Genomic DNA, 16,079 nt, shown 5'->3' with positions numbered 1-16,079 from the left:
GGGTTGCCGGATTTTTTTATTTTATTATCGCCTTACCGCTAATAACTCTCAGCGTTACCACCCAATAGCCAGGTTAAGGCTTGATTTTTCGACTATGCTTTTTCCTCAAGTCTCTGAAAAGGGCCGCAAAAGGATGAGGAGTACAGCATGATAATCTCAAAAGTATCGGTGGGTTCGCTGGCGCTGTTAGCCGCGATAAGCCAGCCCTTACAGGCCGCGTCACCCGTCACGGTCGGTTCAAAAATCGATACCGAAGGGGCGCTGCTCGGCAACATTATTTTGCAGGTGCTCGAAAGCCATGGCGTGAAAACCGTCAATAAAGTACAGCTGGGTACCACCCCAGTGGTGCGTGGGGCAATCACCTCCGGTGAGCTGGATATTTATCCGGAATATACCGGTAATGGCGCATTCTTTTTTAAAGATGAAAATGATCCCGCGTGGAAAAATGCGCAGGCCGGATTCGAGAAAGTGAAAAAGCTGGACGCAGAGCAAAATAAGCTGGTCTGGCTAACGCCTGCTCCTGCCAACAATACCTGGACCATTGCAGTACGCCAGGATATCGCGCAAAAGAACAAGCTTGAGTCCCTTGCTGATTTAGGCCGTTACCTGAAAGACGGGGGAACGTTCAAACTTGCCGCCTCTGCTGAATTTATCGAGCGGGCTGACGCGCTGCCTGCGTTTGAAAAAGCCTATGATTTCAAACTGAATCAAAACCAGCTGTTGTCGCTGGCAGGAGGGGATACCGCGGTGACGATTAAAGCGGCGGCGCAGCAGACTTCTGGCGTCAATGCGGCGATGGCTTATGGCACAGATGGCCCGGTTGCGGCGCTCGGTCTGCAAACTTTAAGCGATCCAAAAGGTGTCCAGCCCATTTATGCGCCAGCACCCGTTGTGCGTGAATCGGTGCTGAAAGACTACCCGCAAATGGGAGAATGGCTACAACCGGTTTTTGCCAGCCTGGATGAAAAAACGTTGCAGAAGCTGAATGCCAGTATTGCCGTGGAGGGGCTGGATGCGAAAAAAGTTGCAGCAGACTACCTGAAGCAAAAAGGATGGGTGAAGTAACGGAGTTTGCAGCAGGTGGGTGTTTTGTCAAAGATTTCAGTTAATCGGGTGCTGTTGTTACTGGTACTTCTTACCTTCGCGGCGGCAGCGCTGCCTTTCATTAGCTATGCGCCTAATCGCCTGGTCTCCGGTGAGGGGCGCCAACTCTGGGATATCCGGCCCGACATGGCGTGGGGATTGGCAGTTGCCTGTTTACTGCTGTTTCTTCTGTGCTTTGTACCGGGAAAGCCCGGCAATATATTGACGCTTGTTATTAGCCAGTTGCTGGTTATTGCTGCGCTGGTAACCGCAGGAACAACGGCAACGTATCTGGCCCAGACGGGAAGTCCACTGGCCAGAACCAGCCTGGGCAGCGGGTTCTGGTTGGGGCTAGGACTAATGCTGCTGGCCGCCAGTGACGCCATTCGTCGCATCACCGAACAGGCGTCATGGCGCTGGCTGTTGCACGCGCAAATGTTTATTTTGCCGCTGGTGCTTTTGTTCTCCGGCACGTTTAACGATCTTTCCCTTCTTAAAGAGTATGCCAACCGCCAGGATGTTTTTAACGACGCCCTGGCACAACATCTGACAATTCTGTTCGCTACCGTGGTGCCCGCACTCGTGATTGGCGTACCACTGGGCATCTGGTGTGCTTTCTCTGTCGCCCGTCAGGGACCGGTTTTTGCAGTACTGAATATCATCCAAACCATTCCCTCCGTCGCGCTGTTTGGCCTGTTGATTGCGCCCCTTGCCGGGCTGGTGAAGCATTTTCCCTTGCTGGGTTCACTCGGCGTCGCCGGAACCGGCCTGACGCCTGCGCTTATTGCGTTGGTGCTGTATGCGCTGTTACCGCTGGTGCGCGGCGTAGTAGCTGGATTGCATCAGGTTCCACGCGATGTGCTGGAAAGCGCCCGAGCGATGGGGATGAGCACTTTCCAGCGATTTGTCTCGGTGCAGTTTCCACTGGCGCTGCCGGTCTTCTTGCGCAGTTTGCGGGTGGTGATGGTGCAAACGGTGGGAATGGCGGTAATCGCTGCGCTGATTGGCGCAGGGGGATTTGGCGCGCTGGTCTTTCAGGGATTGCTCAGTAGCGCCGTCGATTTAGTGTTGCTGGGCGTGATCCCGGTTGTGGTACTGGCGGTATTGATTGATGCGCTGTTTGATTTAGGGCTCGCGCTGTTGAAGGTAACAAACAATGATTGAATTTCGCCATGTCAGTAAAACCTATGGTCAGCAAACAGCCGTTGACGACCTTAATCTGCGGTTGGGGGAGGGCAGCTTTTCGGTGTTAATTGGCACGTCAGGTTCCGGGAAATCCACCACGCTGAAAATGATCAATCGGCTGGTTGAACATGACAGCGGACAGATTCGCTTTGCCGGGGAAGAGATCCGCAGCCTGCCGGTGCTGGAGTTAAGGCGGCGCATGGGATACGCGATTCAGTCTATTGGCTTGTTTCCCCACTGGACCGTCGCGCAGAACATCGCCACGGTGCCGCAGCTACAAAAGTGGTCGCGTTCACATATTGATGACCGAACAGACGAACTGATGGCGCTGCTGGGTCTTGAGGAAAGTTTGCGCCATCGTTATCCGCATCAGCTGTCTGGCGGGCAACAGCAGCGGGTCGGCGTGGCGCGTGCCTTGGCGGCAGATCCGCAGGTACTGCTGATGGATGAGCCTTTTGGCGCGCTGGATCCGGTCACCCGCGGTGCGCTGCAGCAGGAGATGACGCGTATTCATCGTCTGCTCGGGCGTACCATTGTGCTGGTGACGCATGATATCGACGAGGCGCTAAGGCTGGCGGAGCATCTGGTTCTGATGGATGCAGGAAAGGTAGTACAGCAAGGCACGCCGCTGTCGATGCTGACTGCACCGGCGAACGAATTCGTGCAAACATTCTTTGGCCGTAGTGAACTGGGCGTACGTCTGTTGTCGCTTCGCACGGTAGGGGATTTTATCCGTCGCGGTGAACACACCGCCGGTGAACCGTTGGTAGATGAAATGACGCTGCGTGATGCGTTGTCGGTGTTCGTAGCGCGCGGTTGCGACGTCTTGCCGGTCGTGACCCCGCAGGGGGTGTCCTGCGGGACGCTTCATTTTCGTGATTTGCTTTCGGAGATGCCGACCCGTGAAACGTCTTGCTGATCCGTTGTTATGGCTTATTGTCCTGTTTCTGGTCCTGTTAGTTGGGTTGTCTCATAGTCAGGCCTTGTTCAGTGCGCTATTTCCGGCGCTACCGCGTCCCGTGTATCAGCAGGAAAGTTTTGCGGTGCTGGCACTGAGCCATTTTGGCCTGGTGGGGATTTCAAGCCTGATTGCCGTACTTATTGGCACCGGGGCCGGTATAGCGGTAACCCGGTCCTGGGGCGCGGAATTCAGGCCCATGGTGGAAACCATCGCCGCCGTGGGACAGACCTTTCCGCCAGTTGCTGTGCTGGCGATCGCCGTACCGGTGATGGGATTTGGTCCTGAACCGGCAATTATCGCGTTGATCCTGTATGGCGTATTACCGATCTTGCAGGCAACGCTGGCGGGACTCGGCGGAATTTCACCCAGCGTGATGGATATTGCCAGCGGAATGGGCATGAGTCAGGGGCAGCGGCTGCGTAAAGTCGAGTTGCCGCTGGCGGCCCCGGTGATTCTGGCCGGGATTCGCACGTCGGTGATTATTAATATCGGCACCGCAACCATCGCCTCAACCGTTGGGGCGAACACGCTGGGTACGCCGATTATTATCGGGCTGAGTGGGTTCAATACCGCCTATGTGATTCAGGGGGCGCTGCTGGTCGCGCTGGCGGCGGTAATTGTTGACCGCGGGTTTGAGAAATTAGCGAGACATCTTACCCGGCACGTAAAATAAAGGTATAGCCTGCCAGCATGACACCGCCGATACCGCCGATGGCCATCAGCAGGAAGAGGGTAATGACACCGATTTTAGCTGCGCTCATTATGCACTCCTTATGTGAATTCAAGGATTGTACACGTTTGTTAATAGAATATTAAGAGCCTATCTCAGTAGGTGTTATTGGCGCAGACAGTTTGAACACGGCCAGCGCGGAAGAACCGGAGCGTACACGTAGTACGTGAGGATTATTCGCTACGCTCACCCTCCGGGCCGCCCTAAAGGGCGTTCAAAACTCTCTGAGTGTTGTCTGAGTACTGCCCTGGTTCGAAATGGCAAGCAAAATAGCCCTAATGGGCCAGGCTCTAAATACCGAGTGGATAAATATCGTGACCTAACGCGCGCCATTCATTCAGCTGTTGCTGCTGAGCGGGCGTTTGGTTTTCGCCGCACCAGACAAGCAAGGTGCGACCTTCAAACAGCTCCGGTCGCAGTTGGTTCAGCGAATGGGCAAGGACGTCAATGCGCCATCCCTGCTGGCTGGCGACCCAACCTTCCAGCCATAAGCGGGTCGTATCCTGAATGTTCCAGCCAACCACCAGAGCATCTTTCCCCTGTTTCTTACGTGCTGAGGCCAGACAAATCGCGATGTAGTTGATCAGTACGCCGTCGAGGATCCCCAGTAACGCCTGCAGGATCGGCTGTTGGCATTGCAGACGTCGGCGTAACGGAATGAACAAATGGGTGTTGAGCGTTTGTGCGGGATAATCCTGGCCACGCTCTTTGATCCATAGTCTGAGGCTATGCAGATTATTACTTTGCAAATAGCTCAACAGCGTCTCTTGTTGTTCACGCCAACCGTTATGCACATCAATGCTCTCATTGCTGAGCAACATTTTAACCTTGCTGACCTGGACACCGTTGTTTATCCAGCGTTTTATCTCGCGGATCCGGTCAATATCCGCATCGTTAAACAGGCGATGCCCGCCGTCTGTCCGCTGCGGTTTAAGTAATCCGTAACGCCTCTGCCACGCGCGTAAAGTGACAGGGTTGATATCACAAAGCAAAGCCACTTCACCTATTGTGTAAAGCGCCATCGTCGTCTCACTCTTGCTCGCGAGGTCCCAGTTTTACTTTAGACGCTCTTTTGCGAACCAGGTAGTTTTGTCTGTTTTTTGATCTATGAATGGGTGAGTTTGTAACCATGCTCGCGCTTTCGAGTGATCGTTCTCACAAATTCGTCTTTTTTTGCAACACTTCAAAGAAAGTTACACGCAGCCCATGTATGTTACGCGCTTTTAAGTGATGTGTGGTTGGCGGGTATGTACGAGTTTAATCTGGTGTTGCTGCTGCTTCAGCAGATGTGTGTGTTCCTCGTTATCGCGTGGCTCATGAGCAAAACGCGTTTGTTTATCCCGCTGATGCAGGTGACTATCCGACTCCCGCATAAACTGCTTTGCTATGTTACTTTTTCCATTTTCTGCATTTTAGGCACCTATTTCGGGCTGCATATCGATGACTCTATTGCTAACACTCGCGCTATTGGCGCGGTGATGGGCGGGCTGCTTGGCGGCCCGGTGGTCGGTGGCTTAGTTGGTCTTACCGGCGGTTTGCATCGTTATTCTATGGGTGGGATGACAGCGCTTAGCTGCATGATCTCGACCATTGTGGAAGGGTTGCTCGGCGGGCTGGTGCACAGCGTGCTCACCCGTCGTGGTCGTACGGATAAAGTCTTTAGTCCGCTGACTGCGGGGGCGATTACCTTTGTCGCCGAACTGGTGCAGATGCTGATCATCTTATTAATTGCCCGTCCGTTTGACGATGCGTTTCGGTTGGTCAGCAATATTGCCGCACCTATGATGGTAACCAATACCGTGGGCGCCGCCTTGTTTATGCGTATTTTGCTCGATAAACGGGCGATGTTTGAAAAATATACCTCCGCTTTTTCCGCCACAGCACTCAAAGTTGCCGCCTCAACGGAAGGTATTTTACGCCAGGGGTTCAACGAGGTTAACAGCATGAAGGTTGCTCAGGTGCTGTATGAAGAGCTGGATATCGGTGCGGTGGCGATTACCGATCGTGAGAAACTGCTGGCATTTACCGGTATTGGCGACGATCACCATCTACCCGGAAAACCTATTTCATCGTCATATACCCAACGCGCGATTGAAACCGGAGAGGTGGTGTATGCCGATGGGAATGAAGTTCCTTACCGTTGCTCTTTGCACCCGCAATGCAAATTAGGCTCGACGCTGGTGATCCCTCTGCGAGGTGAAAACCAGCGGGTAATGGGGACCATCAAACTGTATGAAGCCAAAAACCGCCTCTTTAGTTCGATCAACCGTACGCTGGGGGAAGGGATCGCCCAACTGCTTTCGGCACAGATTCTGGCCGGGCAGTATGAGCGGCAAAAAGCGATGCTCACGCAGTCGGAAATAAAACTCCTGCACGCCCAGGTCAATCCCCATTTTCTGTTTAATGCACTTAACACCATCAAAGCTGTGATCCGACGCGATAGCGAGCAGGCCAGCCAACTGGTGCAGTATCTGTCGACGTTCTTTCGTAAAAATTTAAAACGCCCGTCGGAAATTGTGACGCTGGCCGATGAAATTGAACACGTTAATGCTTATCTGCAAATTGAAAAGGCACGATTCCAGTCGCGTCTTCAGGTGACCTTGACGGTGCCAGAAGAACTTTCGCATCAGCAATTACCCGCCTTTACTCTGCAGCCCATCGTGGAGAATGCCATCAAACACGGCACTTCTCAGTTACTGGATACCGGTGAAGTATCGATTACCGCCCGTCGCGAAGGGCAATATCTGATGCTGGATATTGAAGACAATGCTGGGCTGTATCAGCCAACCTCAGAAGCCAGTGGACTGGGTATGAATCTGGTCGATAAACGACTGCGCGAGCGGTTTGGCGATGATTTTGGCATCAGCGTAGCGTGTGAACCTGACCGCTTTACCCGAATCACTTTACGACTTCCTCTGGAGGAACTGGCATGATCAAAGTGCTGATTGTCGATGACGAACCGTTAGCCCGGGAGAATCTGCGGATCCTGTTGCAAGAGCAAAGCGACATCGAGATTGTCGGTGAATGTTCGAATGCGGTGGAAGCCATTGGCGCGGTGCATAAATTGCGTCCGGATGTTCTGTTCCTTGATATTCAGATGCCGCGAATCAGCGGCCTGGAAATGGTTGGTATGCTTGATCCTGAGCATCGTCCATACATTGTTTTTCTGACCGCCTTTGATGAGTATGCGGTGAAAGCCTTCGAAGAACATGCGTTTGATTATCTGCTCAAGCCGATTGAAGAAGCACGGCTGGAAAAAACGCTGATCCGTTTGCGTCAGGAGCGCACCAAGCAGGATGTATCACTGCTACCAGAAAATCAGCAGGCACTGAAGTTTATTCCGTGCAGCGGCCATAGTCGGATTTATTTGCTGCAAATGGATGATGTGGCGTTTATCAGCAGTCGCATGAGTGGTGTGTATGTGACGAGCAGCGATGGTAAAGAAGGCTTCACTGAGTTGACGCTCAGGACGCTGGAGAGCCGTACTCCTCTGCTGCGTTGTCATCGGCAATATCTGGTGAATATGGCGCAATTGCAGGAGATCCGTCTGGAAGACAACGGTCAGGCGGAACTGATTTTGCGTAACGGACTGACCGTTCCGGTGAGTCGTCGTTATCTTAAAAGTCTAAAAGAGGCGATTGGACTGTAAAACTGATACACTGCGCGCCATTGCATCACCGACAGTTGAAGGCTCTATGCTAAGTAACGATATTCTTCGTAGCCTGCGCTACACCCTAAAAGCGAACAATAACGACATGGTGCGTATTCTTGCGCTCGCTGACATGGAATCCACCTCCGCAGGTTTCGATACCTGGATGACAAAAGAAGATGAAGCAGGGTTTGTTCGTTGCCCGGATATCATTCTCTCCGGTTTTTTAAACGGCCTGATTTATCATCTGCGTGGTAAAGATGATTCTGCACCGGAACTGGCGCTGGAGCGTCGTGTTAATAACAATACGGTGCTGAAAAAGCTGCGTATCGCTTTTTCGCTGAAAACCGACGATATTCTGGCTATTATGACCGAGCAGAAATTCCGTGTGTCGATGCCGGAAATTACCGCCATGATGCGTGCACCTGATCATAAGAACTATCGCGAATGCGGCGATCAGTTCCTGCGTTATTTTCTGCGTGGTTTGACATCACGGGTACATAACGCGAAGCCATAAAGAAAAAATGGGCGACGCCGATTAACATCGGGTCGCCGATGGTTTACTTCACTTCTTTAAAACCCGCCGATTCCATTACCGTTTGCATTTGCTTCATGCTGATGTTTTTATCGGCGTTTTCAGATAGCTTCATCCCTGAAATAGCCTGCAACGCTTTTATATCAACTTTTTCCATATCGATAGTGACATTTTCTTGCGCGTAGGTATCTGAATAGGTGAGTTTTTCTTCTATGCCAGTAATGTTTTGATATTTGGCGCTTAATGCGTCGAATACTTTTGCTGCCTCCTCTTTATTGCTGGCACCGACTGACGCATAGCTAATTTTACTTTCGGAGATTTGCTTCAGGACTTTATCACCTTTATAGGTGTAAGAGACGGTGATATCAGAACCATTAAGGTTGGCATTGAATGTTTTTGTCTCTTCTTTATCACCACATCCCGCCAGGGAAAAAACCACAATCGATGCCACGGCGAGAAAAAATAATTTTTGTAACGCTTTCATGTAAAACTCCATTTCATGAATATCGGATGTTAAATAATAACGTCCACGAATCTGGTGAGCTCAGACTACCTTGATACCAGAGCAGTATAGAATAAATCTAATATTAACAACGAAGCAGTCCGAAAATGGAGCAGGGGTTGAGATTAGAGGAAGCACTTGCGTAGCAAAAAAAAGCGCTGCAGTTGCAGCGCTTGAGATGTTTGATTTACTTCACCTGTTGGCCTGGTTTTGCACCTTCATCCGGGCTTAACAGGAAGATATCTTTCCCGCCAGGACCTGCGGCCATCACCATCCCTTCGGAAATGCCGAAGCGCATCTTACGAGGAGCCAGGTTGGCAACCATAATGGTCTGGCGGCCAATCAGGACCTGCGGATCTGGATACGCAGAACGAATACCAGAGAAGACGTTACGTTTCTCACCACCGAGATCCAGCGTCAGACGCAGCAGTTTGTCGGAACCTTCCACGAACTCGGCGTTTTCAATCAGCGCTACGCGCAGGTCAACTTTGGCGAAATCGTCAAAGGTGATGGTTTCCTGAATCGGGTCATCAGCCAGCGGGCCGGTAACCGGTGCAGCTGCTGCTTTCACTTCTTCTTTCGACGCTTCAACCAGCGCTTCAACTTGTTTCATGTCGATACGATTGTAGAGCGCTTTAAAGGTGTTGACCTTGTGGCCGAGCAGTGGCTGCTCAATGGCATCCCAGCTCAGTTCGCTGTTCAGGAAAGCTTCAACACGTTCAGCAAGCGTTGGCAGAACCGGTTTCAGGTAGGTCATCAGCACGCGGAACAGGTTGATACCCATAGAGCAGATCGCCTGCAGGTCGGCATCGCGGCCTTCCTGTTTGGCCACGACCCACGGTGCCTGTTCGTCAACGTAGCGGTTTGCCACGTCGGCCAGCGCCATGATTTCACGGATCGCTTTACCAAATTCGCGGCTTTCCCATGCTTCGCCAATCACCGCTGCGGCGTCGGTGAAGGTTTTATACAGCGCCGGGTCGGCCAGCTCAGCCGCCAGAACGCCGTCAAAACGCTTAGCAATAAAGCCGGCGTTACGGGATGCCAGGTTGACTACTTTGTTGACGATATCGGCGTTAACGCGCTGGACAAAGTCTTCCAGGTTTAGGTCGATGTCATCAATACGTGAAGAAAGCTTCGCGGTGTAGTAGTAGCGCAGGCTGTCGGCATCGAAGTGCTTCAGCCAGGTGCTGGCCTTAATGAAGGTGCCGCGAGATTTGGACATCTTCGCGCCGTTCACCGTCACATAACCGTGTACAAACAGGTTGGTCGGCTTACGGAAGTTGCTGCCTTCCAGCATGGCAGGCCAGAACAGGCTGTGGAAGTAAACGATATCTTTACCGATGAAGTGATATAGCTCGGCGTCGGAATCTTTCTTCCAGTATTCGTCAAAACTGGTGGTGTCACCGCGCTTATCGCACAGGTTTTTGAATGAACCCATATAGCCAATTGGCGCGTCCAGCCAGACATAGAAGTACTTGCCAGGCGCATTCGGGATTTCAAAACCGAAGTACGGGGAATCGCGAGAGATATCCCACTGTTGCAGGCCGGATTCGAACCATTCCTGCATTTTGTTGGCGACCTGCTCCTGTAACGCGCCGCTGCGTGTCCACGCCTGCAGCATTTCGCTGAATGACGGCAGATCAAAGAAGAAGTGTTCGGAGTCACGCATCACCGGCGTTGCGCCAGACACGACGGATTTCGGCTCGATAAGTTCGGTCGGGCTGTAGGTTGCGCCGCAGACTTCACAGTTATCGCCGTACTGATCCGGAGACTTACATTTCGGGCAGGTGCCTTTAACGAAACGGTCCGGCAGGAACATGCCTTTTTCCGGATCGTAAAGCTGGGAGATTGTGCGGTTCTTAATAAAACCGTTCTCCTTCAGGCGAGTATAAATCAGCTCAGACAACTCACGGTTCTCTTCGCTGTGCGTCGAGTGGTAGTTGTCGTAGCTGATGTCAAAACCTGCAAAATCAGTCTGATGCTCCTGACTCATTTCACCGATCATCTGCTCTGGCGTGATCCCAAGCTGCTGTGCTTTCAGCATGATTGGCGTACCGTGTGCGTCGTCCGCGCAGATGAAGTTAACCTGGTGGCCGCGCATTCGCTGGTAACGGACCCAGACATCAGCCTGGATGTGCTCCAGCATATGGCCGAGGTGGATTGAGCCGTTGGCGTACGGCAGCGCGCACGTTACCAGAATTTTCTTCGCGACTTGAGTCATAGTGGGCAATTACTTCTTTTGTAGTGAAAAGGGCTTTGATAGTACCAAAATGGTAATTACTGCGCCAAGCGATAAGGGCATTTATCCGTAAATGAATAATTGTTGCGGTTGGAGTAAACTACCTGGTGACTATTGTATATTCAGAACAACAAAAAGGAGTCGGGATGAACGCACAATCCCAGGCCAAATCACCAGAGACCCTGCGCGCCATGGTTGCCGGGACGCTGGCGAATTTTCAGCATTCAACCCTGAAGCATAATCTGACGACGCTTAAAGCGTTGCACCACGTCGCCTGGATGGATGACACGTTGCACGTTGAGCTGGTCATGCCGTTTGTCTGGCATAGCGCGTTTGAGGAATTAAAAGAGCAATGTAGCGCCGATCTGCTGCGTATTACCGGTGCGAAAGCGATCGACTGGAAACTGTCGCATAACATCGCGACGCTGAAACGCGTGAAAAACCAGCCGGGTATTAATGGTGTGAAAAACATCATCGCCGTCAGTTCAGGTAAGGGTGGTGTGGGTAAATCCTCTACCGCCGTGAACCTGGCGCTGGCGCTGGCTGCAGAAGGGGCGAAGGTGGGGATTCTGGACGCCGATATTTATGGTCCGTCTATCCCGACAATGCTTGGCGCGGAAAACCAGCGTCCAACCTCGCCAGATGGTACCCACATGGCACCGATCATGTCTCATGGTCTGGCAACGAATTCCATTGGTTATCTGGTCACTGACGATAACGCAATGGTATGGCGCGGCCCGATGGCCAGTAAAGCGCTGCTGCAGATGTTGCAGGAAACCTTATGGCCGGATCTTGATTATCTGGTACTGGATATGCCGCCGGGCACCGGTGACATCCAGCTGACGCTGGCGCAGAACATTCCGGTAACGGGCGCGGTTGTTGTCACTACGCCGCAGGACATCGCGCTGATCGATGCGAAAAAGGGCATCGTGATGTTCGAAAAAGTCGAAGTGCCGGTACTGGGTATTGTTGAGAATATGAGTATGCATATTTGCAGCAACTGCGGTCACCATGAACCGATCTTCGGTACCGGTGGGGCACAGAAGTTGGCGGAACAGTATCACACTCAACTGCTGGGACAGATGCCGCTGCATATTTCTCTGCGTGAGGACCTCGATCGTGGTACGCCGACGGTGATCAGCCGTCCTGATAGCGAATTTACTGCTATTTACCGCGACCTGGCAGGACGAGTGGCTGCACAGCTCTACTGGCAAGGAGAAGTTATTCCGGGCGAGATTGCCTTCCGCGCGGTGTAATTTATAGCATTACAGATATTCACCGTATCAATGTATTATTGATGCGGTGAATATATTAAATTTAAAAATCTTACGATATTGTTCATTCTGCGTTTATAATTCATGCCTTTTTCCGAATAAATCACCTCGATGCATCATTATAGTTGATCAAATCTATCTCATTAATCTACAATTTCAATTGGTTCAAATAGGGTGTTATGCCCATAATCTGCTGAACAGGTCCTCTGTATGCTATTTGATGCTAACCACAGGAATAACGATTAAAATGAAAAAAAGTTTACTGATGGGAATTATAGCTCTGACTTATGGAATGAGCGCCCCTACCTTCGCTTCCGATACTGCGACCTTAACAATCAGTGGGCGAGTCGTTGAACCAACCTGTAGTGCTGACGTCGTGAATAACAACGTTCAACAGAAATGCGGTCAATCTCTTCATCTTTCAAATGTCAGTCATGTGGATCCTGTTCCAGCGAGGGGCGTCGTGACCGAGATCGTTTCTGTACCAGGGGGTTCTATGCGACAGATAGTGTTAAACCGTTACGATTAAACTAAGAATCTCAGTGTTTATATTAAGCACTCATCATTTATATGAATGATGGGTGCTTTTTTATTTCCCCAGCAAATAAAAACGACAATTAATAACGCTAATTTATTAAATATATAAATAGTGTTTATCTTCACTTATTTGTTGCAATTATATTGCAATTAGTAACTTGTTTTAAATCAACAAAACAACGTGTTCACATTGCGATAACGTTTTTGTTGTGCGAATTTAATTTCAAGAGATAACAACTCTTAATAAATAGAAATTACTTAATTAAGGAAGATACTATGAAACGTTCAATTATTTCTGCTGCTGTACTGTCTACTGTATTTATGAGTGCTGGGGCTTTTGCTGCCAATGAAATTGGCACGTTAACCATCAATGGTACGGTGGAAAATAGTTCCTGTTATTTTAAAAATAGCGATGCGAAAAGCACTATTACACTGCCAAATATTGATGCTTCACGTTTTTCTGGTTTGTCTACTGGTGCTACCGTAGGAGACGAAAAGAGGGATGATGATTCAACACCAATGGTTATTGTGTGTCCAGTAGGTACAGAATTAAATACTGTAAGAATTACTGGTGCACAATTTACATCCGGAGTTCTGAATAAAACGTCTGGTGATGCAAACGGTGTTGGTTTTAATTTAGCATTGGGTGATAAGCAAATTACAGATGCTGAAGAGAGTAATCTAAAAAATGAGCTTACAGCAATAGAAACCGATGATGGAATTGAGTATACTCTGGATTTCAAAGCAAAATATGCTCGTCTTAATTCTGATATCCCGGTAACCGCAGGGACATTGTCTTCGGTTTTAACCATTTCCGTTTCTGCAGACTAAATTTCTATGCCGGTGTCTTCACCGGCAATTCATTAAAAAGGACGAACGCGAAATGAAATGGATTCTAACGGCTTTATTAATTGCATCTACGCACCCCGTCCATGCTGGTATAGTGATTTATGGCACTCGCGTTATCTACCCGGCAGAAAAAAAAGAAGTATTGGTTCAATTGATGAATCAGGGGGTGCGGTCTTCACTGGTACAGTCATGGATTGATGATGGAGATACATCGTTACCACCGGAAAAAGTTCACGTACCCTTTATGCTTACTCCTCCGGTGGCTAAGATAGCAGCGGACTCTGGTCAGCAGTTGAAAATTAAAAAAATGCCGAATATGTTGCCAGATAACAAAGAAAGTTTGTTTTATCTTAATGTACTGGATATTCCACCAAACAATCCAGACAGTACTGGTAAAAATGTATTGAAATTTGCAATGCAGAATCGCATTAAATTATTCTATCGGCCTAAAGGAATTGCCCCAGTTAATAGAGGTACATTTCAGAAACTTTCCATGAAACGTAGCGGTAGTATTTATTCCATTAAGAATGATGCCGCTAACTGGGTCACGGTGACGGAAGTAAAAGCTAATAATGTTAAAATTAATAACGAAAGTATTATGCTTGCACCGCTCTCCAGCACAGACGTGGCATTAAAAATTGCTAATGCCAATCAGTATAAAATGACTATTATTGACGATCACGGTAATTATATTAGCCATAACGTCAGCCTAAAATAACAGGAGCTGGTTATGTTAAGGATGACTCCGATTGCTTCGGCGGTATTACTGTTGCTACTTGGCATTGATGCCCATGCCGCAGAAGAAACGTTTGATACAAATTTTATGATGGGTGGAATGAAGGGTGAGAAAGTTTCTGATTTTCGCCTCGATGATAATCAACCCCTGCCAGGCCAATATGATATTGACATCTACGTCAATAAACAGTGGCGTGGTAAGTATGATATTACTGTTAAGGATAATCCGGATGACACCTGTCTATCCCGCGATGCATTAACGCGTCTGGGGATAAATATACAAGCATTGGACAAGCAGAATGAATGCCCAACCCTAAAGCAGGTGGTGCAAGGGGGCAGTTATGCCTGGAATATCGGCACGTTTCGTCTGGATCTCAGCGTTCCGCAGGCGTTTGTCGATGAACTTGAGCAAGGGTATGTTCCTCCTGAGAATTGGGATCGTGGCATCAATGCTTTCTATACTTCCTATTATGCCAGTCAGTATTACAGCGACTATAAGGATTCTGGTAACAGCAAAAGTACCTATGCGCGTTTTACCAGTGGGTTAAACCTGCTGGGCTGGCAGCTGCATTCTGATGCCAGCTATAACAAAACCGATGACAGCAGCGGGGAGTGGAAAAGCAACACCCTGTATCTGGAACGCGGCATCCCGCAAATTTTGGGCACTCTGCGTGCCGGGGATATGTATACCTCATCAGATATTTTTGATGCTGTGCGCTTTCGTGGCGTACGGTTGTATCGCGATATGCAGATGCTGCCAAACTCAAAGCAGAATTTTACGCCGCTGGTTCAGGGGATTGCGCAAAGCAATGCGTTGGTCACCATCGAACAGAACGGCTTTGTGGTTTACCAAAAAGAGGTTCCGCCTGGCCCGTTCTCAATTGCTGATTTGCAGTTGGCTGGTGGCGGTGCGGATCTTGACGTCAGTATCAAAGAGGCGGACGGATCGGTAACAACCTATCTGGTGCCCTATGCTGCGGTGCCCAATATGTTGCAGCCGGGTGTCTCAAAATATGATTTTGCCGCCGGGCGTAGCCATATCGAAGGCGCCAGTAACCAGACCGACTTTGCACAGATGAGCTATCAGTACGGGCTGAATAATCTGTTAACGCTGTACGGCGGTACCATGCTGGCGGATAACTACAATGCGTTTACGTTGGGTACCGGCTGGAATACGCGTATTGGCGCGATTTCCGTTGATGCAACACAGTCCCACAGTAAGCAGGATAGCGGTGATGTGTTTGACGGGCAGAGCTACCAGATTGCCTATAACAAGTATTTGACGCAAACCGCCACCCGTTTTGGCTTAGCGGCGTATCGCTACTCTTCAAAAGACTATCGCACGTTTAACGATCATGTCTGGGCCAATAACAAAAATAGCTACCGTCGTGATGAAAACGATGTGTATGACATTGCAGATTATTATCAGAATGATTTTGGTCGTAAGAACAGTTTTTCGGCCAACGTCAGCCAGTCTCTGCCGCAAGGCTGGGGTTCATTCTCGCTCAGTACGCTGTGGCGAGATTACTGGGGGCGTAGCGGTAGCAGCAAAGATTATCAACTGAGTTATTCCAATAGCTGGCAACGGATTAGCTATACCTTTTCAGCTAGTCAGACTTACGATGAAGATCATCACGAAGATAAACGTTTTAACATCTTTATCTCCATTCCGTTTGACTGGGGAGATGATATTAGCGCTCCGCGCAGACATTTGTATGTGTCTAAGGAAGGTGCGAACAAGTTCCTGATATGAGATCATCATATTCATCCGGAGCGCATCCCAGAGGGACATCATGAGCC

General features: G+C 49.8%; 15 protein-coding genes and 1 pseudogene. 12 read left to right on the top strand and 4 right to left on the bottom strand.

From position 1 onward, the window contains the following. The first annotated feature begins 147 nt into the window (after positions 1-147). The 4 genes from osmF to OGX94_RS00110 are packed head-to-tail and all read left to right on the top strand — an operon-like array spanning position 148 to position 3,902. Positions 148-1,065, top strand: coding sequence for a glycine betaine ABC transporter substrate-binding protein OsmF (gene osmF, locus OGX94_RS00125; RefSeq protein ID WP_191222359.1), 918 nt, complete (start codon positions 148-150; stop codon positions 1,063-1,065). 15 nt (positions 1,066-1,080) lie between these two features. Continuing rightward, positions 1,081-2,247 carry an ABC transporter permease gene (locus OGX94_RS00120; protein ID WP_277401776.1) on the top strand — a complete coding sequence of 389 codons (1,167 nt, stop codon included), beginning with the start codon at positions 1,081-1,083 and terminating at the stop codon, positions 2,245-2,247. Then, positions 2,240-3,187, top strand: coding sequence for an ABC transporter ATP-binding protein (locus tag OGX94_RS00115; RefSeq protein ID WP_257661814.1), 948 nt, complete (start codon positions 2,240-2,242; stop codon positions 3,185-3,187). The genes OGX94_RS00120 and OGX94_RS00115 overlap by 8 nt, the downstream gene beginning before the upstream one ends. Continuing rightward, positions 3,171-3,902, top strand: a complete 732-nt coding sequence (locus tag OGX94_RS00110) for an ABC transporter permease (RefSeq protein ID WP_257661815.1) — start codon at positions 3,171-3,173, stop codon at positions 3,900-3,902. Before OGX94_RS00115 ends, OGX94_RS00110 begins: the two co-directional genes overlap by 17 nt. On the opposite strand, the gene OGX94_RS00105 is transcribed toward OGX94_RS00110, so the two are convergent. Together OGX94_RS00105 and mlrA are read right to left on the bottom strand one after the other, a co-directional pair. After that, entirely contained in the window at positions 3,883-3,990 is a 108-nt protein-coding gene (locus OGX94_RS00105) for a protein YohO (RefSeq protein WP_003027354.1), read from the bottom strand. The two genes, OGX94_RS00110 and OGX94_RS00105, sit on opposite strands and share 20 nt — an antisense overlap. 259 nt (positions 3,991-4,249) lie before the next feature. Further along, positions 4,250-4,981 (bottom strand): HTH-type transcriptional regulator MlrA, encoded by a 732-nt coding sequence (gene mlrA, locus OGX94_RS00100; RefSeq protein ID WP_003027351.1) that lies wholly within the window; start codon positions 4,979-4,981, stop codon positions 4,250-4,252. Positions 4,982-5,206: 225 nt separating this feature from the next. Here mlrA and OGX94_RS00095 point away from each other — a divergent pair, with 225 nt between their 5' ends. The 3 genes from OGX94_RS00095 to OGX94_RS00085 are packed head-to-tail and all read left to right on the top strand — an operon-like array spanning position 5,207 to position 8,125. Continuing rightward, complete coding sequence (locus tag OGX94_RS00095) at positions 5,207-6,892, top strand: sensor histidine kinase (protein WP_003834458.1); 1,686 nt, start codon at positions 5,207-5,209, stop codon at positions 6,890-6,892. Continuing rightward, positions 6,889-7,608, top strand: a complete 720-nt coding sequence (gene btsR / locus OGX94_RS00090; RefSeq protein ID WP_003840155.1) for a two-component system response regulator BtsR — start codon at positions 6,889-6,891, stop codon at positions 7,606-7,608. The genes OGX94_RS00095 and btsR overlap by 4 nt, the downstream gene beginning before the upstream one ends. A gap of 46 nt (positions 7,609-7,654) precedes the next feature. Next, on the top strand, positions 7,655-8,125 hold the full coding sequence (locus OGX94_RS00085; protein ID WP_003834454.1) for a YehS family protein: 471 nt from the start codon (positions 7,655-7,657) through the stop codon (positions 8,123-8,125). 43 nt (positions 8,126-8,168) lie between these two features. On the opposite strand, the gene OGX94_RS00080 is transcribed toward OGX94_RS00085, so the two are convergent. Both OGX94_RS00080 and metG read right to left on the bottom strand, forming a co-directional pair. Continuing rightward, positions 8,169-8,627: a YehR family lipoprotein gene (locus tag OGX94_RS00080; RefSeq protein ID WP_125112583.1), complete on the bottom strand. Its 459-nt coding sequence runs from the start codon at positions 8,625-8,627 to the stop codon at positions 8,169-8,171. 205 nt (positions 8,628-8,832) lie between these two features. Next, positions 8,833-10,866 (bottom strand): methionine--tRNA ligase, encoded by a 2,034-nt coding sequence (metG, locus tag OGX94_RS00075; RefSeq protein WP_003834451.1) that lies wholly within the window; start codon positions 10,864-10,866, stop codon positions 8,833-8,835. Positions 10,867-11,030: 164 nt separating this feature from the next. Here metG and apbC point away from each other — a divergent pair, with 164 nt between their 5' ends. The 5 genes and pseudogenes from apbC to OGX94_RS00050 form a co-directional block, all read left to right on the top strand. After that, the gene (apbC, locus tag OGX94_RS00070) at positions 11,031-12,140 is read left to right on the top strand and encodes an iron-sulfur cluster carrier protein ApbC (protein ID WP_043016929.1); all 1,110 of its coding nucleotides are present in this window, start codon (positions 11,031-11,033) and stop codon (positions 12,138-12,140) included. A 265-nt stretch (positions 12,141-12,405) separates the two neighbouring features. Beyond that, entirely contained in the window at positions 12,406-12,687 is a 282-nt protein-coding gene (locus OGX94_RS00065) for a DUF2574 family protein (RefSeq protein ID WP_257661816.1), read from the top strand. A gap of 284 nt (positions 12,688-12,971) precedes the next feature. Then, positions 12,972-13,526 (top strand): fimbrial protein, encoded by a 555-nt coding sequence (locus OGX94_RS00060; RefSeq protein ID WP_257661817.1) that lies wholly within the window; start codon positions 12,972-12,974, stop codon positions 13,524-13,526. Positions 13,527-13,578: 52 nt separating this feature from the next. Then, positions 13,579-14,262 (top strand): fimbria/pilus periplasmic chaperone, encoded by a 684-nt coding sequence (locus tag OGX94_RS00055; protein ID WP_257661818.1) that lies wholly within the window; start codon positions 13,579-13,581, stop codon positions 14,260-14,262. 12 nt (positions 14,263-14,274) lie between these two features. Continuing rightward, positions 14,275-16,002: pseudogene (locus tag OGX94_RS00050) on the top strand (fimbrial biogenesis outer membrane usher protein); the annotation flags it as partial. Positions 16,003-16,079: the final 77 nt, after the last annotated feature.

This window comes from Citrobacter sp. Cpo037 (assembly GCF_030332945.1).
Classification (GTDB): domain Bacteria; phylum Pseudomonadota; class Gammaproteobacteria; order Enterobacterales; family Enterobacteriaceae; genus Citrobacter; species Citrobacter portucalensis.
Note: the sequence above shows the minus strand (reverse complement) of the source record. Positions and strands in the feature narration are given on the sequence as shown.